The 20,561-nt window shown below is 29.2% G+C and carries 22 protein-coding genes and 1 pseudogene; 1 reads left to right on the top strand and 22 read right to left on the bottom strand.

The window, feature by feature from the left end:
• Nucleotides 1-571 precede the first annotated feature (571 nt).
• A complete protein-coding gene (gene yyaC / locus LPC13_RS10175) occupies nucleotides 572-1,102 on the top strand; it encodes a spore protease YyaC (protein WP_005212429.1) in 531 nt (176 codons plus the stop codon).
• A 53-nt stretch (nucleotides 1,103-1,155) separates the two neighbouring features.
• Here yyaC and mreB read toward each other — a convergent pair whose 3' ends face one another.
• The 22 genes and pseudogenes from mreB to prfA form a co-directional block, all read right to left on the bottom strand.
• The gene (gene mreB / locus LPC13_RS10170; protein ID WP_005212427.1) at nucleotides 1,156-2,190 is read right to left on the bottom strand and encodes a rod shape-determining protein MreB; all 1,035 of its coding nucleotides are present in this window, start codon (nucleotides 2,188-2,190) and stop codon (nucleotides 1,156-1,158) included.
• Nucleotides 2,191-2,360: 170 nt separating this feature from the next.
• A pseudogene (spoIIID, locus tag LPC13_RS10165) lies at nucleotides 2,361-2,600 on the bottom strand (sporulation transcriptional regulator SpoIIID); the annotation flags it as partial.
• 110 nt (nucleotides 2,601-2,710) lie between these two features.
• Nucleotides 2,711-3,544 (bottom strand): M23 family metallopeptidase, encoded by an 834-nt coding sequence (locus LPC13_RS10160; RefSeq protein ID WP_005212424.1) that lies wholly within the window; start codon nucleotides 3,542-3,544, stop codon nucleotides 2,711-2,713.
• Between the two features lie 137 nt (nucleotides 3,545-3,681).
• Nucleotides 3,682-4,734, bottom strand: coding sequence for a stage II sporulation protein D (gene spoIID, locus LPC13_RS10155; protein WP_005212421.1), 1,053 nt, complete (start codon nucleotides 4,732-4,734; stop codon nucleotides 3,682-3,684).
• Between the two features lie 208 nt (nucleotides 4,735-4,942).
• Entirely contained in the window at nucleotides 4,943-6,205 is a 1,263-nt protein-coding gene (gene murA, locus LPC13_RS10150; RefSeq protein WP_040419102.1) for a UDP-N-acetylglucosamine 1-carboxyvinyltransferase, read from the bottom strand.
• Between the two features lie 21 nt (nucleotides 6,206-6,226).
• Entirely contained in the window at nucleotides 6,227-6,865 is a 639-nt protein-coding gene (locus LPC13_RS10145) for a hypothetical protein (RefSeq protein WP_005212418.1), read from the bottom strand.
• 210 nt (nucleotides 6,866-7,075) lie between these two features.
• Entirely contained in the window at nucleotides 7,076-7,471 is a 396-nt protein-coding gene (gene atpC / locus LPC13_RS10140; protein ID WP_005212417.1) for an ATP synthase F1 subunit epsilon, read from the bottom strand.
• 10 nt (nucleotides 7,472-7,481) lie between these two features.
• The gene (gene atpD / locus LPC13_RS10135; RefSeq protein WP_005212415.1) at nucleotides 7,482-8,876 is read right to left on the bottom strand and encodes a F0F1 ATP synthase subunit beta; all 1,395 of its coding nucleotides are present in this window, start codon (nucleotides 8,874-8,876) and stop codon (nucleotides 7,482-7,484) included.
• A 15-nt stretch (nucleotides 8,877-8,891) separates the two neighbouring features.
• Nucleotides 8,892-9,740 carry an ATP synthase F1 subunit gamma gene (gene atpG / locus LPC13_RS10130; RefSeq protein ID WP_005212412.1) on the bottom strand — a complete coding sequence of 283 codons (849 nt, stop codon included), beginning with the start codon at nucleotides 9,738-9,740 and terminating at the stop codon, nucleotides 8,892-8,894.
• 38 nt (nucleotides 9,741-9,778) lie between these two features.
• Nucleotides 9,779-11,293 (bottom strand): F0F1 ATP synthase subunit alpha, encoded by a 1,515-nt coding sequence (atpA, locus tag LPC13_RS10125; RefSeq protein WP_005212410.1) that lies wholly within the window; start codon nucleotides 11,291-11,293, stop codon nucleotides 9,779-9,781.
• A 10-nt stretch (nucleotides 11,294-11,303) separates the two neighbouring features.
• Nucleotides 11,304-11,843: a F0F1 ATP synthase subunit delta gene (locus LPC13_RS10120; protein WP_195245544.1), complete on the bottom strand. Its 540-nt coding sequence runs from the start codon at nucleotides 11,841-11,843 to the stop codon at nucleotides 11,304-11,306.
• A gap of 2 nt (nucleotides 11,844-11,845) precedes the next feature.
• Nucleotides 11,846-12,325, bottom strand: coding sequence for a F0F1 ATP synthase subunit B (locus LPC13_RS10115; protein ID WP_195245545.1), 480 nt, complete (start codon nucleotides 12,323-12,325; stop codon nucleotides 11,846-11,848).
• Between the two features lie 34 nt (nucleotides 12,326-12,359).
• Nucleotides 12,360-12,593, bottom strand: coding sequence for an ATP synthase F0 subunit C (gene atpE, locus LPC13_RS10110; protein WP_005212401.1), 234 nt, complete (start codon nucleotides 12,591-12,593; stop codon nucleotides 12,360-12,362).
• A 13-nt stretch (nucleotides 12,594-12,606) separates the two neighbouring features.
• Nucleotides 12,607-13,290, bottom strand: a complete 684-nt coding sequence (locus tag LPC13_RS10105) for a F0F1 ATP synthase subunit A (protein WP_005212399.1) — start codon at nucleotides 13,288-13,290, stop codon at nucleotides 12,607-12,609.
• A complete protein-coding gene (locus LPC13_RS10100) occupies nucleotides 13,291-13,662 on the bottom strand; it encodes an ATP synthase subunit I (RefSeq protein ID WP_005212397.1) in 372 nt (123 codons plus the stop codon).
• 633 nt (nucleotides 13,663-14,295) lie between these two features.
• On the bottom strand, nucleotides 14,296-15,477 hold the full coding sequence (locus tag LPC13_RS10095) for an acetyl-CoA C-acetyltransferase (RefSeq protein ID WP_005212395.1): 1,182 nt from the start codon (nucleotides 15,475-15,477) through the stop codon (nucleotides 14,296-14,298).
• Between the two features lie 280 nt (nucleotides 15,478-15,757).
• Complete coding sequence (locus LPC13_RS10090) at nucleotides 15,758-16,255, bottom strand: deoxycytidylate deaminase (protein WP_005212393.1); 498 nt, start codon at nucleotides 16,253-16,255, stop codon at nucleotides 15,758-15,760.
• Nucleotides 16,256-16,477: 222 nt separating this feature from the next.
• A complete protein-coding gene (upp, locus tag LPC13_RS10085) occupies nucleotides 16,478-17,107 on the bottom strand; it encodes a uracil phosphoribosyltransferase (RefSeq protein WP_195245253.1) in 630 nt (209 codons plus the stop codon).
• A gap of 69 nt (nucleotides 17,108-17,176) precedes the next feature.
• Entirely contained in the window at nucleotides 17,177-17,626 is a 450-nt protein-coding gene (rpiB, locus tag LPC13_RS10080) for a ribose 5-phosphate isomerase B (protein ID WP_195245254.1), read from the bottom strand.
• 64 nt (nucleotides 17,627-17,690) lie between these two features.
• A complete protein-coding gene (locus LPC13_RS10075) occupies nucleotides 17,691-18,740 on the bottom strand; it encodes an L-threonylcarbamoyladenylate synthase (RefSeq protein WP_005212387.1) in 1,050 nt (349 codons plus the stop codon).
• Nucleotides 18,741-18,757: 17 nt separating this feature from the next.
• A complete protein-coding gene (locus tag LPC13_RS10070) occupies nucleotides 18,758-19,345 on the bottom strand; it encodes a hypothetical protein (protein ID WP_234088778.1) in 588 nt (195 codons plus the stop codon).
• A 51-nt stretch (nucleotides 19,346-19,396) separates the two neighbouring features.
• The gene (gene prfA / locus LPC13_RS10065; protein ID WP_005212383.1) at nucleotides 19,397-20,482 is read right to left on the bottom strand and encodes a peptide chain release factor 1; all 1,086 of its coding nucleotides are present in this window, start codon (nucleotides 20,480-20,482) and stop codon (nucleotides 19,397-19,399) included.
• Between the last annotated feature and the right edge of the window lie 79 nt (nucleotides 20,483-20,561).

The raw sequence follows: 20,561 nt of genomic DNA, 5'->3' as shown, positions 1-20,561 counted from the left end.
GAGGACGGATTCGAACCATCGAAACGAAACGTAACAGATTTACAGTCTGCCCCCTTTGGCCACTCGGGAACTCCCCCATTTAAACTTTATATAATTAATAACTTGTCGTCCTTTAACTTCGTGTTACCGAACTGACAAAGACTAGTATATAGTCATTATCTTGTTTTTTCAACTCCTAAATTTTATTGTTTATCGATTTTATTTTTCATTTTCTACGTTTTTCTTTTATTTACTCTTATTTAATGTGTTTTTCTTATTTTATTTTGCTTATCATAATTAAATTTAAAATATAAATGTAACTTTCTATAATAATTCATTTAATATACTTAATTTAATTAGTAACATTTTGTGTTAGTATTTCTTATTTTATTAATAAAGAAATATTTTATTCATTTAAAATTATATTCTTCATCATATAATCATATATATTAATGGAAGTATCATTCTATATATTTAACATCAACAACATTTAATTTAATTTAATTTATCAATATTACTATCACTTAAGTTTTATATACTAAGCATTACTACTTATTTCTTTAAACTATATAGTGATCAAGGGGGGAATTATTTGATAAAAAGAAAATTTAACTATAAATCTAATTTAGCATATTATGAGATTGCTGAATTTATGAGAAAATATATTAATAATGATAGTATTATAGTTTGTATTGGCACTGATAAATGTGTTGGTGATTGCCTTGGTCCTTTAGTAGGTACCTTTTTAGAAGATCATAATTTCCCATTGCCAATTTATGGAACGCTACAAAACCCTATTCACGCATTAAATTTAGATAAAAGATTAGCTGAAATAAATAAACTTCATCCTACCTCTTCAATTATTGGTATTGATGCTTGCTTGGGTGACGCAAAATCTATAGGTGAAATTCATACACGGGATTATCCTATTCACCCTGGAAAAGGTGTTGGAAAATCTCTTCCTGATGTCGGTGTTGCTTCTATAATTGGTATTATTGATTCAAGTGATAATGCTGAATTCTTTACTTCTAGAAGTATTCGACTTCACTTAGTTTTTGAAATGGCTAAAGTTATATCTCATGGCTTAATTCATGCTTATTACTTAAATACTATAATAAAATAAAGCTAGAACATTTTGTTTTCTAGCTTTTTTTATTTGTAAATATTTATTATATTTTAATCTATTAATGATATTTCACCATTTATATTTTTACTATCTAATTTTCCTATATAAGTTAATACTTGACCTGTTCCAAGAGCAACAGCTTCTATAGAATTATTAGCAATATTAACATTTATACCTGTATTGAATTCTATAAGCTTATCAAGCCCATCTAAAAGCGATCCTCCACCTGTCATTAATATTCCTCTTTCTATTATATCAGCAGATAATTCTGGTGGCGTCTTTTCTAATACTGTCTTTACACCTTCTACAATTATTGATACTGGTTCTAATAAAGCTTCTCTTAATTCTTCTGTTGCTATAATTTTTTCATCTGGTAATCCTGTAATTAAGTTTCTACCCTTTATTGATGTAGAAAGATTTCTTGATCCTTTAAATACAGATCCAACTGAAACCTTTAGATCTTCAGCTGTTTTCTCACCAATCAAAATTTTATACTTATTTCTTACATATCTAATTATAGCCTCATCAAATTTATCTCCAGCTATTTTAATGGATTCTCTAATAACTACTCCACCTAATGATATTACAGCTATATCTGTTGTTCCACCACCGATATCAACTATCATATGGCCATTAGGCTTGGTTATATCTAAACCAGCTCCAATTGCAGCCGCTAAAGGTTCTTCAATAAGATGTACTTTTTTTGCTCCTGAGTTCATTGTAGCATCTATTACAGCTCTCTTTTCTACTTCAGTAGCTTGAGAAGGAACACAAACCATAACATTAGGCGCAATAACTCTTCCTTTACCACATGCTTTTTTTATAAATTCTTTAAGCATTTTTTCTGTAACATCATAATCTGATATAACTCCATCTCTAAGTGGACGAACAGCCACTATATTTCCTGGTGTTCTTCCTATCATTTTTCTAGCCTCTTCTCCAACAGCTAAAATTTTGTTATTACTTTTATTTATAGCTACAACTGATGGCTCCTTTAATAAAATCCCTTTACCTTTAACATAAACAAGAACCGTTGCTGTACCTAAATCTATTCCAATGTCATTACTACTTCTCCAAAACCACATCTTATCCTCCTACAACATATAATAATTTCAAAATAATCAATTTTTCTACAATTTATTACTCTCTCATTATATATGTATTGGAAATATCATTCAATAGCTTTATATTTTAAATCACCTTCATTTTCCGCTTTTTCCATTTTATTTTCCATTTGATCTTTTAAGTTTTCAACCTTATATTTCATTTTAGTTGCTTTTCCACCTCTAATATGTCTCTCTGACTTATTAAGCTCTAATATTAGATGAGTTTGTTCTGCAATAGCTGGATTAATTTTAGGCAATCTCTCGGTCATATCTTTATGAATTGTACTTTTACTTACCCCAAATACTTTGGCAGTTTTCCTTATTGTAGCTTTTGAATCTATTATATATTGAGCTACCTCTAATACTCTTTCCTCTATATAGTCTTTCAATACGCTACCTCCTCATATCTTATCTATTTTATTATTAAATTAAAATATCATTATAAAAACATTTTATTAGTGTTAGGAGTTTATCCCCCTCCTAACACTAATATTAAATATTATTGAAAATTAAAATATGCTTCAGGATCTACATCATTACCATTTGCATCTTGAACTTGAAGATTTAATACATCTCCACAAATTTGAGCTGTAAATATACCTGAACTATTTCCAACTGTACCTATTTCAGTACCTTCTTCTACTGTATCTCCAACTGCAACATATACTTCATCACTTAAATTTGCATATTTTGTTTTTAATCCATTTGCGTGTGAAATAACAATATAATTTCCATCAGTTGTATTCTTTGATACTTCTTCAACCTTACCTTCTGCTGCTGCTTTTACAACAGTTCCTACAGCTGCATTTAAATCAATTCCTCTTCTAGTATTATCCTCTGTTCTACTTTCATCCTCATATGTTCTTACCATAGTTCCAAACTTTCTTGAAATAGCATCTGCATTAACATCTATAGGTAATGCAAACATAACATCTGTTGTTGATGATACATCAACATATTCATCTTCACTTTCAACTTCTGCTATTTCCCCATTTTCCTCTGTTTCATTAACTTCTGCTACTTCATCAGTAATTTCTTCTACCTCATTAGTATTTTCTGCTACTTCATTTTCTTCAGTGTTGTTTTCTTCAACTAAAGCATCATTATTTTCAACTCTCTCTGCATTTCTCTTTTGAAACTCAAAAGACTCATCTGAAGTAGCCTCTTCTGTATTCATTGTAAATTCATTATTTGATTGGCTTTGCTCCTTAGCTGTTGAATTATTTTTAATTGTAAAAGCAGCTACAGTAGCAACAATACATAAACAAATAAATAGAACTAAGTAAAAGCCCTCCCTTCTAAAAAAGTCCTTTACTTTATTATTTTTATCCATTTAAACACCTCCTTTCTTGTATTCTTGCCTTGTTATATAATTTAATTCATATATTCATTTATTTTTTTGCATCAAATTTCGCCATAAAAAAACAAAAAGACCTCTATATAAATAGAGATCTTTCATAATTTATATTATTAGTTAAATGTTAAGTCATTTATTTCTACACCTGTATAGTAGTGTTTTAATATTTCTTCATAAGTACTACCATTCTTGCCCATCACATTAGCGCCCCACTGGCTCATACCAATTCCATGGCCATACCCCTTACAATTAAATATTATTTTATTTCCATCTATTGAATAATCAAAATTAGTTGAGTTTAATCCAACCAAAAATCTAAATTCACTTCCCCTTACTTTTTGATTTCCTAATTCAATCTCAATAACTCCACCAGCATCACTTCTAGATAAAACTTCTATACTGTCAGCAACATTACTTTCATTCAAACCACTATTAGGATATTTAGAGTTTATTGTTGATATTAATTCTTGTATAGCAACTTCCTTTACACTGGTAAACTTAGGTGCTATTTCTTCCCCTAAGCTATCTACTGATTTAAGATATGGTATGTCATTTCCATTAACATCTACAGAACTTTCGGTCTTTCCAGAACTAGTTGAAAAGAATTGAGGATATAAAACCAACTCATTATTATATGTTAATACCTTTCCTTTAGTCTCATCAACTGCCTCTTTTATTTTGTTCCAATATTCATCTGAATTTATCTCTCCCCATTTTTGAAAAACCTTTTCCTTTGATGAATACACTTGACAATGCGTAGAATCACAAATATCTGCACCATTTCCAATAGAGCATTTATTTATCATTTTACTAACTACATAAGTTCTACTAGCAATTGCTTGAGCTTTTAATGCCTCAACATTAAAACTTACTGGCATTTCATTTGCAATAACTCCACAGACATAGTCTTCTAAATCAACCTCTTCTATTCTATCTTCTAAAGTTATGTATATTGATACTGTATTTTTTGAATTTATAGATACTTTTGTTTCATTACTTTCCATAGTTTGAATTGCGTCATCTCCATTTGCAACTTCAATTTTCCCAGCACTTACTGAGTTATTTCCCATTATCATCATAGGTATTATAATCATAAAAATTAATATTAATATTGTTGTATATATTAATGGATTAAACTTATTTATATATTTATTATTTTTTTTCATAGCCCCTCCTAAGACATTTATACATCTATATATATGTTTTAATCTGTTAAATAATTCTAATTTTATACATATTAAAATCCATAGATAAAGACTGTATCAAAATACCATATGAAGTAATATTATTTATTAAAACTTATAAATAATATTACTTCATATTTAATTTCGATCCAGCCTTTTAACAACTCTTTATTATCTTTAAGTAAATATTTTACCTATGAACCCTATAAATATCTGCCCCTAAATTTCTAAATTTTTCTTCTATATTTGTATATCCTCTATCTATATGATAAATATCTCCTATCTCTGTTTGACCATTAGCTGCAAGCCCAGCTAAAATCATAGCTGCTCCAGCCCTTAAATCTGTAGCTTTAACTTCACATCCAGTAAGGTTACTTACTCCATCTACAATAGCTACTCTTCCATCTATCTTTATATTTGCACCTAATCTTCCTAATTCTCCAACATGCATAAATCTATTTTCAAATACTGTTTCTGTTATTACACTAACCCCTTTAGTTAATGACAATAACGCCATTATTTGTGGTTGCATATCTGTTGGAAATCCTGGATATGGCATAGTTTTTATATCTACAGAATTTTTTCTTAATGTCCCATCAACAAACATTTTTTCTCCTGTTATTGTACATTGCACCCCTATTTCCTTTAATTTTTCAAGAGTAGGCATTAAATGTTCTTCATTAACACCATTAATGGTTATTTTGCTATTTGTTATTGCAGCTGCAACCATAAATGTTCCAGCTTCAATTCTATCAAATATAGGTGTGAATGGCTTAGGTCTCTTTAATTCATTAACTCCATGAATAGTTATTTTCCCATATCCAGCGCCTTCAATTTTAGCCCCCATGCTATTTAAAAATCTAGCTAAATCCCATATTTCTGGTTCTTCAGCTGCATTTTCTATTATTGTATCTCCATCTGCTAATACTGCTGCCATCATTATATTTTCTGTAGCTCCAACTGAAGGAAAATCTAAATATATTCTATTGCCTACAATTCTCTCTGTTTTAGCTTCAACATATCCATATCCTATTTCTGATTCTATTCCTAAGTTTTTAAATCCTTTTAAATGTAAGTCTATCGGTCTACTTCCTATGTTGCATCCTCCTGGCATAGATATTTTACATCTTCCAAATCTAGCTAACATTGGCCCCATAATTAAAAATGAAGCTCTCATCTTTCTTATCAATTCACTATTAGGATCTAATTCTTTTAAATTAGATGTATTTATTCTTAATTCCCCTGTTATAGGCGAAAAATCTACTTCACATTGTAATTCTCTTAATAAATTTATTAAAACTATTACGTCCTCTAACACTGGTACCTTATTTAATGTAATCTCTGTCGGATTTAAAATAGTCGCAACTATTATTGGTAATACTGAATTTTTCGCAATACTTATATCAACTTCACCATGAAGCTCTCTTCCACCTTTAACTATAATCTTTTCCATATTATCCTCCATAATTTATTGTTAGTATGTTATGAAAATTATCGGGGTTCCAATAATTAAATATGAACCTGTATCGTAATTAACCTTTCCAATATTTATCATTTCATTATCCTTCATAGTTGCCTTTATAGAGTATCCATTATTAATTTCTGCAACTTTAATTGAATCTTCATATAAATTTTCTTCTATTTTATTAAATATATCATTACTATCATTACTTATCTTACCCTTAATAAACGAAAAATATCTTTCATCTATAGTTTCACTACTCTTTATATTTTTTACTAGCTTTTCTAAATTTATTTTATTAACTGTTTTATCCGTGTTTAAAATTACAATCTCTACTTTTAATATTTCATTATCTTGTACAAATTTAACACTATAATTAATATTTTCACTATAAGCAGAAATACTGTTTTTTTCTTCTTTTACATATAAATTATCTTTAAACAACGCTTCAAGTATTCTTTGATATTCATTTACTCTTGATTCTCTTGTAGTGTATTCTACCTTAAGACCATTTTGAATAAAATCACACTCTTCCATAAAGTATTTTTCAATAATATTAAAAGAATAATTCTCAATTTCACATCTATATTCTCTTCCATTAATAGATAATAGAGAAAAGATTAAAAGAAATATATAAAAGCTTTTTTTCATATAAACTCCCCTGCCTTTCCTCTAAATTATTGTCCAACTATTCTTTTTTTATACTAAATAAATAGTATATTATAATATATTAAACATCCCCCTTAATAGTTCTCTTTACTCTAAAATTTTTATAAAACACTATTATTTGTACTAATTTCAATAAAATTTTACATACAAAAAAAGAACTAATACATTTACGTATTAGTTCTTTTTATAATATTACTTTAATTCCAATCTAGCTAAAGCTCTCGCCAGAGACCTTTTAGCTCTCTCTACATCTATATCTTTTTTTGATTTTAACCTTTCAATAGCTCTATCTCTAGATTTCTCGGCTCTCTCTATATCTATTTCTTCCTTAAAATTTAAAGAATCACAACAAAAATTCAATTCATTATTTTTTATATATATAATTCCTTGAGATGTAAAAAACTTTTTAATCTGTCCATCTTCTGTTTTATAACTACTTATTGTAGGAATTGTAGATGCAATAATAGGTACGTGATTAGCTAATATTTCAATCTTCCCATCACTTTCAGATGTTATTAGGCTTATTATATCTTCTTTTATAACTTCCCTACCTGGCGTTATAATATTTAATTTCATTGACTTTGCCATAATACTACTCCTATTTCATGCTATTTGCTTTTTCTACAACCTCTTCTATTGTACCTGCAAATAAAAATGCTGATTCTGGTAAATCATCATATTTTCCTTCTAATATTTCCTTAAATCCTCTAACAGTTTCTTTTACTGGCACATACCTTCCTTGCATACCTGTAAATTGCTCTGCAACAGTAAATGGTTGTGATAAAAATCTTTGAATTCTTCTAGCTCTTGCAACTACAGCTTTATCTTCATCTGATAATTCATCTACACCTAATATAGCTATTATATCTTGTAACTCTTTATATCTTTCAAGTATATTTTTAACTTCTGTTGCAACTTCATAATGTTCCTTACCAACTACTCTTGGATCAAGTATTCTAGATGATGATTCTAGTGGATCTACAGCTGGATAAATACCTAGCTCTGAAATAGATCTTGATAAAACTGTTGTTGCATCTAAGTGAGTAAATGTAGTTGCTGGTGCTGGGTCAGTTAAATCATCAGCAGGCACATATACAGCTTGAACTGATGTTATTGAACCATTCTTAGTAGAAGTTATCCTTTCTTGAAGAGCACCCATTTCTGTAGCAAGTGTTGGTTGATATCCAACTGCTGAAGGAATTCTTCCAAGTAGTGCAGATACTTCTGAACCTGCTTGGGTAAATCTAAATATATTATCTATAAATAATAATACATCTTGCCCTTTATCTCTAAAATATTCAGCCATAGTAAGACCTGTTAATGATACTCTCATTCTAGCACCCGGTGATTCATTCATCTGACCAAATACAAGAGCTGTTTTATTAATTACTCCTGAATCTATCATTTCATGATAAAGATCATTACCTTCTCTTGATCTTTCCCCTACTCCTGTAAATACTGAAAGTCCACCATGCTCTTTAGCAATATTATTAATTAATTCTTGGATTAAAACAGTCTTACCAACTCCAGCTCCTCCAAATAGACCTATTTTACCACCTTTTTGATATGGAGCTATAAGGTCTATAACCTTTATTCCAGTTTCAAACATCTCTGGCTCTAATGATTGCTCCTTAAAACTTGGCGCTGGTCTATGTATAGGATAACTTTCTTCAGTTTTTACTGGACCTTTATTATCAATAGGAGTACCTAATACATTAAACAATCTTCCTAATACATTCTCTCCTACTGGAACTGAGATCGGCTTTCCTGTATCTAAAGCCTTCATTCCTCTCTTTAATCCATCTGTTGATTCCATTGATATTGTTCTAACAATATCATCTCCTATATGTTGTTCAACTTCTGTAACTAATTCTCTATCTCCCATATCAATTTTAATTTCATTGTATATGTTTGGTAAACATTCTGCATCAAACTTTATATCAACTACCGGTCCAATTACTTGAACTACTTTTCCAATTTTGCTATCAGCCATACCTCTTCCTCCTTGCTACTTTTGAGCTTCAGCTCCACCAACAATTTCTGAAATTTCTTGAGTTATAATTCCCTGTCTAATTCTATTGAATTTAATACTTAATTCTTGTAATAAGTCATTTGCATTTTCTGTTGCTCCATCCATAGCTGTCATTCTTGCACTATGCTCACTTGCTTTAGCACTAAGCATGCAAGTCTTAAGTTGACTCTTTAAATACATATCCATAGAATTTTTTAAAACTTCTTCTACACTCGGTTCTATTATATATTCTGTTCCTAAATTTCTATCCTTTTTTATTGGTAGAATCTTTTCTATTAGAACTTCTTGCTTAACTGGTGATATAAACTTTGTATATACTATATTTACTTCAGAAACTTCACCTTTTTCATATAAATATATGGCATCATTATATATTTTATTTATATCTTTAGTTGCTGGTATATCAGGCAAATCTACATATTCATTAAATGTATCTACGCCATAACGTGATAAGTAAGAAATTCCTTTACTTCCTACAACTAAAACCTTAGATTCATTGCTTTCTTTTATCAATCTATTACTTAAGATTAATGCTACGTTATTGTTATATCCTGCACATAACCCTGTGTCTGAAGTTAATACAATATATAGTTTATCTCCATTATTTTCATTAAAATAAATTGATTCATAACCTTCTGGAATACTAGAAATCACTTCATTTATAACTTCTTTACACATATTTGAATATTGCTCATTAGCTATAAGTTCTTTTCTTACTTTCCTCAATTTAGAAGTGGCAACAAGCCCCATAGCTTTAGTTATTTTTCTAGTGCTTTCAACAGACTTTATTCTTCTTTTTATTTCTATAAGTCCAGCTGCTCCCACTGTATATTACCTCCTAAAGAATTGCATAGCTTATAAAGCTATGCATCTTGTAAAAACATCTTTTTAAATTCAATAATACATTTTTCAATGTTTTCTTTTAATTCTTTTGTCAATTCTTTTTCAGTAACTATTTGTTTTAAAATATCTCTATGATGAGTATCCATATACTCCAAGAACTCTTCTTCAAACTTTCTTATATCAGTTACTTTTACATCTGATAAAAAGTCATTAACAGCTGCATATAATATTACTATTTGCTTTTCAACATCCATTGGCTTATATTGATCTTGCTTTAATATCTCGACTATTCTTCTACCCTTTTCCAATCTTCTCTTTGAATCTAAGTCTAAATCAGATCCAAATTGTGAAAAGGCCGCAAGTTCTCTATATTGTGCAAGTTCTAATCTTAATGTTCCTGAAACCTGTTTCATAGCCTTAATTTGAGCATTACCTCCAACTCTTGAAACAGATATACCAGCATTAACTGCAGGTCTTTGTCCTGAATTAAACAATTCAGTTTCTAGGAATATTTGCCCATCAGTAATTGATATTACATTTGTAGGAATATATGCTGTTACATCTCCAGCTAATGTTTCTATTATTGGAAGTGCTGTTAAAGAACCTCCACCGTGCTCTTTAGAAAGCTTTGCCGCTCTTTCTAATAATCTTGAATGAATATAGAATACATCTCCTGGATATGCTTCTCTTCCTGGCGGTCTTCTAAGTAGTAATGACATAGTTCTATATGCCACTGCATGCTTAGACAAATCATCATATATTATAAGAACATCTTTGCCCTTATGCATAAAATATTCACCCATACTACAACCAGCATATGGTGCTAGATATTGTAGTGGTGCAGTTTCTGATGCAGTTCCTGCTACTACTATTGAGTAGTCTAAAGCTCCCATTTCTTCAAGTGTATTAACTATATGTGCTACTGTTGATTGTTTTTGACCAATTGCAACATATATACATATAACATTCTTACCTTTTTGATTTAATATTGTATCAACTGCAATTGCTGTTTTTCCTGTTTGTCTATCACCTATGATAAGTTCTCTTTGTCCTTTACCTATTGGAATCATGGAATCTATAGCTTTTATACCAGTTTGCATTGGTTCATTTACTGAAGATCTATCTATTATACTTGGTGCTGGTACTTCTATAGGTCTAGTCCCTGCATAATTTATAGGTCCTTTTCCATCTATTTCTTCACCTAGTGAATTAACAACTCTTCCTAAAAGTCCTTCACCTACTGGCACTTCAACTATTTTATTAGTTCTTTTAACTATATCTCCTTCTTTTATTCCTTCCTCTGAGCCTAATAAAACGCATCCAACGTTATCTTGCTCTAAGTTTAAAGCCATTCCAAATACTCCATTTGGAAATTCTAAAAGTTCACCTTGCATACAATCATCTAACCCATAAACTCTTGCTATTCCATCACCAATTTGAATTATAGTTCCTGAATCTGAAGTTTTGATTTGATTCTCATATCTTTGTATTTCTTTTTTTATGATAGATGTTATTTCTTCTGGTTTTATATTCATGCCATCACCTCTATTCCGTAGTAAGCATTAGCTTTTCTAAATCATCTAACCTTGTTTTTACAGATCCATCTAAGACATCATTTCCTATTCTTACATAAATTCCGCCTAAAATTTCAGGATCAACTATTTTTTTTAATATAATTTCTTTCTTATATTTCTTTTCAAGCTTATCTACCAACGAATTATATTCATATTCCTCTAATGGTATAGTAGTCTTTACAATTCCTTGCAATACATTTAACTTATCTAAATGTATTTTTTCCATTTCTCTTAATTTTTCTTTTAGAAATAGTATTCTATCTTTTTCTATTAGTATTAATAAAAAGGATAATAACTCTTCATCTATTTTTCCTTTAAATATATTAATAAATGTTTTCTTCTTTTGTTTTGTTCCTATTTGTGGATGTTTTATTACTTCTAAAAAATCACTATTATTGTCAATAAGACTACATATTTCTCTTAAATCGCCTAGGTATTCATCTACCTTCCCTTTTTTTTCTGCAACCTCATACAATGCAAGGGCATATCTTCGGTCTAAATATTCATACATATTTAATTACCCACCTCAGAAATAAACTCATCAATTAATTGTCTATTTTTTTCTTCATCAATATTTTTTTCAATTACCTTCTTAGATAATTCTACAGCTAAGTCTATGGCTTCCTTCTTTAATTGGAATTCCGCTTTTTCCTTTTCTCTTTCTATTTCAACTTTAGCTCTTTCAATGATTAAATTAGCTTCTGATTTTGCTTCATCAACTATTTCTTCATATATTTTTTCAGCTCTTCTCTTATGTTCTTCTGTGATTGCTTTACCTTCTTCTCTTGCTTTACTTAATAATCTCTCATTATTTATTGCAAGAGTCCTTGCTTTTTCTAACTCTTCATCAGCATTATCTAGCTTATCGACTATTTCATTTTCTCTTGCTTCAATTATTAATCTTACCTTTTCAAAAAAGAAATATTTTAATCCAAATAATAGAATTAAAAAATTTACTACTGTGGCTAACATAATACCAAGATTAAATTCCATTACTTATTCTACCCCCTTTGGAGTCATTAAAATATTATTTTACTCCTACAAATATTAATAATATTGATACTAATAATCCATAAATAGCTGTTGCTTCTGCAAATGCTGAACCTATAACTAAAGTAGTTGTTATTTTTCCTGTTGATTCTGGATTTCTAGCAACACCTTCCACAGCTTTTCCTGTAGCATTTCCTATACCAATACCAGCTCCTAAACCTACTAATACTGCAATTCCTGCTCCTAATGCTCTCATTCCTATTTCACTCATTTTAAAATCCTCCTTAATTGTGTTCAGATACTATCTTAATGTTTATCATTGTTAACATAACAAATATTACAGCTTGTATACCTCCATCAAATATATCAAAATATAAATGTAATGGTATTGGTATAACAAGCTGTGCAGCCCACGCTAACTTTTCTAAGTTCTCATAAATAAGTTCTATAATAAAAGTAGCAGCCAACATATTACCAAATAGTCTTAAAGATAATGATATTGGTAACATTATTCTTTCTAATATTGTAATAGGTAATATAAATGATACTGGTTCTAAATATCCCTTAAAATAACTTCCAATGCCATTTCTTTTAATAGCATATCCTTGTACCATTACAAATGATATTAATGCCAAAGTTAATGTAACACTGAAATTCTTTGTTGGTGGTGAAATTCCTACTAGTCCTGTTAAATTCATTACAAGAACAAATATCCCTAGAGTTCCTACAAAAGGAACAATACTAGTAAAACTTTCTCCAACGTTACTTATTACAACATTGTTTAACATTGTATAAATCCATTCAACAACTGTTTGTTTTTTACTTGGCCTTATTTCAAGTTTCCTTGTAGACCACCAAGCTAATAATAAAATTAATAAAACAATTATAAGTTGTATTATTGATTCTGGTTTTATATCAATTACTATTTTACCTAAATAAAAAGAAAATATAGCCTTTGATGATTCCATCTATCCACTTCCCTTCTGTACTTTTATAGTAGTTATTCCTAATATCACATAATGTATAATGAACCCTAATAGAAAAGCTAATAAATTTTCAATTCTATTAGAAAAAACTACTGCTATAGCAACTATAATTACTATTCTAATTAAATAGCTTAAGGGAAATAAAATTGCCTTATTTTTTTTAAGTTTGCTTAAATACATACTAGTTATAATAGCTGATACAATAAAATTTAACATTGAAACTATTAATCCAATTAATATTATTAAGCCAATATTATATTGTTTTAATAACACTAATATCAAGAACACAACAATTCCACTTATTAAATTATTGTTTGCTACAGATTTTATAATATTCTTTAGGTCTTTAGGCATTTTTTTCTCCTAATAAATAACTTATTTTGGGAGCTAGTGACTTTACGTTATTCCTATATAAAAACTAACTATATTTTATAGTTATATATTTTGTTTTATGAGCTCTTATATAGGAATACTTAGTTATCTAGTATCTTGCTATCCCCGTTAGCTGAGGTAATTATATACCTACTCAATAATTAATTAAAACTTCATTTTTCATTATTTTTTACAATTTAACCCTAAATTAAGCTATTATTAAATGTTATTGCTTAAATACTTACTCAAAAGCCTCTTTTTATCAATTTCTCTTTTTTTTGCAAGATATTTTTTTAAACTTTATTTTTTTAAAATTTTCATAATTTTCAGATTTGTTAAGCCTTTTTTTTGGCAACGTTTAATAATTCTTTTTTTTTTAGTTTTACTAAAATTTATTATTAATTTTTAAATTTTTTATATATTTTTATAGTTTTCTAAAATTTTCCTTAATCGTTGTAAAAACTTAAAATTATATTTTTTGAATAATTTCACTCTAGCTTATTCATTATTTTTTCCTTTTAATTTATTTTTTATTCTTATGATTATTATTAAATATTTTTATATAGCTCCATAATGATAAAAGGAGCTATTAAAAGCTCCTTTTATCCATTTTTCTTATATTCTCTCAACTATTAAAGCAGTTCCCATTCCTCCGCCAATGCAAAGTGTTGCTAAACCTTTCTTAGCATCTCTTTTTTCCATTTCATGAAGTAATGTAACTAATATTCTTGCTCCTGAAGCTCCTACCGGATGTCCAAGTGCTATAGCTCCACCATTAACATTAACCTTACTCATATCAAAGTTTAAATCTTTAGCCACAGCTAAGCTTTGAGCTGCGAATGCTTCATTTGCTTCTATTAAATCTAAATCTTCGACTGTTAATCCAGTTCCTTCTAAAGCTTTCTTAGTTGCATGGAATGGTCCATATCCCATGATTGATGGCTCTAATCCCTTGCTTCCATAAGAAAGTATTTTAGCCATTGGCTTTAACCCTAACTCTTCTGCTTTTTCTGCACTCATAACTACAAATGCTGCTGCACCATCATTAATTCCTGATGCATTTGCTGCAGTTACTGTTCCATTTTTTACGAATGCAGGTCTTAATTTAGCCATAGCTTCTATAGTAGCTCCGAATCTTGGGAATTCATCTGTATCAAATACTTTTGGTTCACCTTTTCTTTGTGGAATAACTACTGGAACTATTTCATCTTTAAATCTTCCTTCTTTTATAGCTCTTTCAGCTTTAATTTGTGATTGCACAGCAAATTCATCTTGCATTTCTCTAGTTAAGTTCCATTCTGTAGCTATATTTTCAGCTGTTACTCCCATATGATAATCATTAAATGCATCCCATAATGCATCCTTTATCATAGTATCAACCATTTTTCCATCGCCCATTCTTTGTCCCCATCTAGCTCCTGGAATTGCATAAGGTGCTGCAGACATATTTTCCATACCACCAGCTACAACTACATCACAATCTCCTGCTTTAATCATTTGAGCTGCTAATGCTACTGATCTTAAACCTGATCCACAAACTTTATTTATTGTCATTGCTGGAACTTCAACTGGTAGCCCTGCTTTAACAGATGCTTGTCTAGCTACATTTTGACCTTGCCCAGCTTGTATAACATTACCCATTATTACTTCTTCAACTAATTCTGGCTTTACACCAGCTCTATTTACAGCTTCTTTAATTACTAATGCTCCTAAATCTGCTGCTGGAACATCCTTAAGCGATCCTCCAAATGAACCTATAGCAGTTCTTACCGCACTAACTATTACTACATCTCTCATAAAAAAATCCTCCCTCGTTTTTAACCCTTAAATCATAATAGTGCTAATTGTTTAAATTGTTAAACAATTAACACTATTATTATACCACTTTATTTTTTCCAATATCAACTAATATTTAAAATATTTTACCTTTTTATATATTTTAAAAAATTTTTTCTATCTATGTAAATTCTCTTTGTAATTTAATAAAAAAAATACAACATTTAAATTAATTCAAATAACATTTTAATCATAAAATTGATGATGAATTTTAACTAATTGTTATTTGATTATCAATATTTTAAACATCTTTTATATTTAATGATAAATCTATTTTTTCATGAGCTGACTCTATTTGTTTCAAATTTACTCCTGCAGCCTTAAACATTCTTTTAGATGCCTTTACTGAATCTGTATTAGCATATTTATCACTCAAATATACTACTTCATTTATTCCCGATTGTATTATAGCTTTAGCACATTCATTACAAGGGAATAATGCAACATATATTCTACAATTTGATAAATCTTTTCCTTTTGCATTTAAAATAGCATTTAACTCTGCATGAACTACAAATGGATATTTTGTGTCTAATGCATCACCTTCATTTCCCCATGGAAATTCATCATCTGAACATCCCTTTGGAAGTCCATTGTATCCTATGCTCTCAATTATATTATTTTTATTCACAATACAAGCTCCAACTTGTGTATTAGGATCCTTACTTCTTTTAGCCGACAATAATGCAACTGCCATAAAATAATCATCCCAAGATAAATATTCTTTTCTTTTTGACATAAAATCATTCTCCTTATCTAATACATTTATATAAATTTTGCTTCACCCCCGATTCTACCTTATGATTTGTGGTTAAAATTCATGTATAATTAATTTTTTAATATATTCTTATAAATTTGTAAAGGAGTTAAGCTTCAATTTATGACTACTAATAATTAAATTATCTAATCTAGTTATCATTCTATTATAAAAGCGAAGACACTAGTCTTCGCTTTTACAATATTACTTAGTTCCAAAAAGTCTATCTCCAGCATCTCCAAGACCTGGTACTATATATCCTTTTTCATTTAATTTTTCATCTATAGCAGCAACATAGATATCAACATCTGGATGTTGTTCTTCTACTAATTTAATTCCTTCTGGTGAAGATATTAAGCACATTAATCTTATTTTTTTAGCTCCTCTTTGCTTTAATAATGTTATAGCATCGGCTGCTGAACCACCTGTAGCTAACATTGGATCAACAACTATAACATCTCTTTCCGCTATATCTTGAGGAAGTTTACAGAAATACTCTACTGGTTGTAGTGTTTCTTCATCTCTATATAATCCTATATGACCAACTTTAGCTGCTGGTATTAAATTTAATATTCCATCAACCATACCAAGTCCAGCTCTTAAGATTGGAACTATAGCCATCTTTTTACCAGCTAACATTTGACACTTAGTAGTACATATTGGAGTTTCAACTTCTACTTCTTCTGTTTCTAAATCTCTAGTTACTTCATATGCCATTAACATAGATACTTCTTCTACTAACTCTCTAAAGTATTTAGAACCTGTATCTTTGCTTCTTATGTATGCAAGTTTATGTGATATTAAAGGATGTTTCATTTCTGTTACTTTACTCATTGTATTATTCCTCCCAAATTAAACAAATTATATTTATTATATTCCAATTTACCTATTAATTATTAATATTTATTTAGAATATTTTTTTTCAATTTCAGTTATTTTATTTAGTCTTCTTATATGTCTATCGCCTTCAAATTCAGCCCCTAAAAAAGCTTTAACTATATCAATAGCTAATCCTTTACCAACAACTCTTTCTCCCATAGTTAAAATGTTAGCATTATTATGCTCTCTTGTTGCATGAGCACTAAATGTATCTGAGCAAAGCGCTGCTCTTATCCCCGGAACCTTGTTTGCTGCAATTCCTATTCCAATTCCAGTACCACATATTAAAATACCAAAATCAAACTCTTTAGCTACAACTGCTTCAGCCACTGGTAATGCTATGTCAGCATAATCACAAGACTCTTCTGTGTATGTACCAAAATCTTTAAATTCTATATTTTCAGATTTTAAGTAATTAGCTATCTCTTCTTTTAAATTTAATCCACCATGGTCACAACCTAATGCAATCTTCATAAAATCATCCTTCCTCTTTATTTATTTATAAAAAAAGGAGAATAGGTTCCCCCATCCTCCTTTATTATACATATATGATATCATATCCTGCAGCCTTATTTAATCTATTCATAATTGCAAGTCCAACTCCATACTCTTCAAAGCCTTGACATAAAATATAATCTACTCCTAAATCATCGCATTTTCTTAATGATTCAAATAAATTTTTTGCAATTTCGTATAAATTATTTTCGCTACCTAGTGATATAACTTCACCCTTATTAAATTTATTTAAATTTTCATCAGTTGTTAGTATCGCTACTGTATTATTTTTTTCTATATAATTTTCCATCATTTGATTAATAATTTCAATAGTTTTTTCATTTTTACCACTAATTATTTTTAAACTCGCCTTTGGGGCATAATGTCTATACTTCATACCTGGGGCTTTAGGCTTTAAATCATCACTTGGTTTGCTCATTAATGCCTTATCTATTTCTATTTCACTATTAATTTCCTTAAGCATCTCCAAAGTAATTCCGCCTGGTCTAAGTACTAATGGTGGATTTACTGTACAATCAATAATTGTAGATTCAACTCCAATATTGCTACTTTCTCCACCAATTATATAATCAACTCTTCCATTTAAATCTTCAACACATCTTTCAACTTCAGTAGGACTTGGTCTTCCAGATATATTAGCTGATGGTGCTGCTATTGGCCTTCCTGAAAGTTCTATAAGCTTAAGAGCAATTTTAGAACTAGGCATTCTTATTCCAATAGTACTAAGATTTGCACTTGTTACATTTGGTATTATATCTTTTTTTTCTAGAATAATAGTTAACGGTCCTGGCCAAAATTTATTCATTAACTCTTGTGCTATCTTTGGAACTTCTTTTACTAAATCAGATATATCCTTTGATGCTACATGAACTATTAATGGATTGTCTTGTGGCCTTCCTTTTGCAATAAATATCTTTTTTACGGCATCCTCATTAAGGGCATCAGCCCCCAATCCATAAACAGTTTCTGTTGGAAACGCTACTGTTCCCCCTTCTCTTATGACCTTTCCTGCCTCTTCGATATATTCTATATCTCTACTAATATCTTTAACTATGGCAACTTTAGTTTCCACAAAGCGTACCTTCTTTCTTAAATTTCATTTTGTCCTCTTGCTATTTTAATATTTTCAATAGCTGAATATGTATAAATTGAATTAACACAATTTCTATATATATTATCTAATAATAAATATTTTCTTAAAGCCCCTCGCTTAATAACCTGAAAATAATATACATGATTATTATCTATTTTTTTAAGTTTTTCAATTTCTTTTTCTATTTCAGGATATTTATCTAATATTACTTTAGTTAAAGGTTTAAGTTTTTTATTTTTAAATTTATTTCTAGTTATAATAATAATCTCTATATCTTCTTTACTTTTATTAGTGTGAACTACAGCAACTTTATCACAAAGTATTACGCTCTCTTTAGAAAATAATCCACTTCTAAACTTTAATTTATTATTATAAAAACTAAACTTAAGCTCATAATAATTCATTTTACTAATAATAGCCAAAAAAATTAATATCTCTATTATAGCTAAAAAAAACATTATATATAGTGATTTCATATATGATAAATAAGTTATAATAGGTAGTATTATTGCTAAAAAAAACATAAAAGCAAAAAATAATCCTTTATATTTTTTTTGTTTCTTTAATGCTTTATCTATTTTCATATTGTCACCTATTTTAAAAGCCTTACATATTTAAATGCAAGGCTTTTAAAATTACATTGAATCTGTATTTCCCATTGCTTTCATCTTTTCTGCTTGGTCAGCAGTGATTAAAGCATTAATAACTTCTTCAATATCTCCATTCATAAAACTATCTAATTTATATAATGTTAATCCAATTCTATGGTCTGTAATTCTTCCTTGTGGATAGTTGTAAGTTCTTATTCTTTCACTTCTATCCCCAGTACCAACTTGGCTCTTTCTATCTTCTGCAATTCCAGCCATTCTTTCAGCTTCTGCAGCTTCGTAAAGTCTAGCTCTTAATACTTTCATAGCTTTTTCTTTATTTTTTAACTGTGACTTTTCATCTTGACATGCAACAACTGTTCCTGTTGGAATATGTGTTATTCTAACAGCTGAATCTGTTGTATTAACGCATTGTCCTCCATTCCCTGAAGATCTGTAAACATCAATTCTTAAATCTTTATCATTTATTTCTATTTCAACATCATCAACTTCTGGTAATACCGCAACTGTAGCTGTTGATGTATGAATTCTACCAGAACTCTCTGTATCAGGAACTCTTTGAACTCTATGTACTCCACTTTCATACTTTAGCTTTGAATAAGCTCCATTACCTTTAATCATGAATACAACTTCTTTAAATCCACCAAGATCATTTTCATTTGAACTCATCATTTCAACTGACCATCTTTGAGATTCTGCATATCTTGTGTACATTCTGAAAAGATTTGCTGCAAATAGAGCTGCTTCATCACCACCAGCTCCACCTCTAATTTCAACAAATACGTTCTTATCATCATTAGGATCCTTAGGTAATAAAAGAATTTGAATTTTATTTTCTAATTCTTCTTCTTGTTCTTTAAGCATAGAAATTTCTTCAGATAACATTTCTCTCATTTCTTTATCTGATTCTTCTTCTAACATTTCTTTGTTTGCTTCTAAATCCTCAACAACCTTTTTGTATTCTCTATATGCTGTTACTATAACTTCTAAGTCAGCATGCTCCTTACATAGCTTTCTCCATTCTTTTTGGTTAGCCATTATTGAAGGATCTGATATCTTTACTGATAGTTCTTCATACTTATTTTCTGTAAATGCTAATTTATCTAATAACATAGTATCACTCCGTACTGTATTTTTTCATATTGAATTATTATATCACATCAACTAAATATTAATCAAGATACAACAATTT

The organism is Clostridium celatum (genome assembly GCF_021412605.1).
Lineage (GTDB): Bacteria > Bacillota > Clostridia > Clostridiales > Clostridiaceae > Clostridium > Clostridium celatum.
Note: the sequence above shows the minus strand (reverse complement) of the source record. Positions and strands in the feature narration are given on the sequence as shown.

Coding starts and splice junctions, on each gene's coding strand:
- atpC (WP_005212417.1), bottom strand. CDS start 7,471: ATGGCAAAGTCAATGAAATTAAATATTATAACGCCAGGTAGGGAAGTT.
- LPC13_RS10070 (WP_234088778.1), bottom strand. CDS start 19,345: ATGAAAATAGATAAAGCATTAAAGAAACAAAAAAAATATAAAGGATTA.
- LPC13_RS10120 (WP_195245544.1), bottom strand. CDS start 11,843: ATGTATGAATATTTAGACCGAAGATATGCCCTTGCATTGTATGAGGTT.
- LPC13_RS10090 (WP_005212393.1), bottom strand. CDS start 16,255: ATGTCAAAAAGAAAAGAATATTTATCTTGGGATGATTATTTTATGGCA.
- atpA (WP_005212410.1), bottom strand. CDS start 11,293: ATGAATATAAAACCAGAAGAAATAACATCTATCATAAAAAAAGAAATA.
- rpiB (WP_195245254.1), bottom strand. CDS start 17,626: ATGAAGATTGCATTAGGTTGTGACCATGGTGGATTAAATTTAAAAGAA.
- mreB (WP_005212427.1), bottom strand. CDS start 2,190: ATGTGGTTTTGGAGAAGTAGTAATGACATTGGAATAGATTTAGGTACA.
- LPC13_RS10115 (WP_195245545.1), bottom strand. CDS start 12,325: ATGGAATTTAATCTTGGTATTATGTTAGCCACAGTAGTAAATTTTTTA.
- murA (WP_040419102.1), bottom strand. CDS start 6,205: ATGGAAAAGATTATAGTTAAAGGTGGAAGAGAGCTTCATGGTGAAGTT.
- LPC13_RS10095 (WP_005212395.1), bottom strand. CDS start 15,477: ATGAGAGATGTAGTAATAGTTAGTGCGGTAAGAACTGCTATAGGTTCA.
- LPC13_RS10160 (WP_005212424.1), bottom strand. CDS start 3,544: ATGGATAAAAATAATAAAGTAAAGGACTTTTTTAGAAGGGAGGGCTTT.
- LPC13_RS10100 (WP_005212397.1), bottom strand. CDS start 13,662: ATGCCTAAAGACCTAAAGAATATTATAAAATCTGTAGCAAACAATAAT.
- LPC13_RS10105 (WP_005212399.1), bottom strand. CDS start 13,290: ATGGAATCATCAAAGGCTATATTTTCTTTTTATTTAGGTAAAATAGTA.
- atpD (WP_005212415.1), bottom strand. CDS start 8,876: ATGGCTGATAGCAAAATTGGAAAAGTAGTTCAAGTAATTGGACCGGTA.
- prfA (WP_005212383.1), bottom strand. CDS start 20,482: ATGTTATTAGATAAATTAGCATTTACAGAAAATAAGTATGAAGAACTA.
- LPC13_RS10145 (WP_005212418.1), bottom strand. CDS start 6,865: ATGAAAAAAAGCTTTTATATATTTCTTTTAATCTTTTCTCTATTATCT.
- atpE (WP_005212401.1), bottom strand. CDS start 12,593: ATGAGTGAAATAGGAATGAGAGCATTAGGAGCAGGAATTGCAGTATTA.
- spoIID (WP_005212421.1), bottom strand. CDS start 4,734: ATGAAAAAAAATAATAAATATATAAATAAGTTTAATCCATTAATATAT.
- upp (WP_195245253.1), bottom strand. CDS start 17,107: ATGAGTAAAGTAACAGAAATGAAACATCCTTTAATATCACATAAACTT.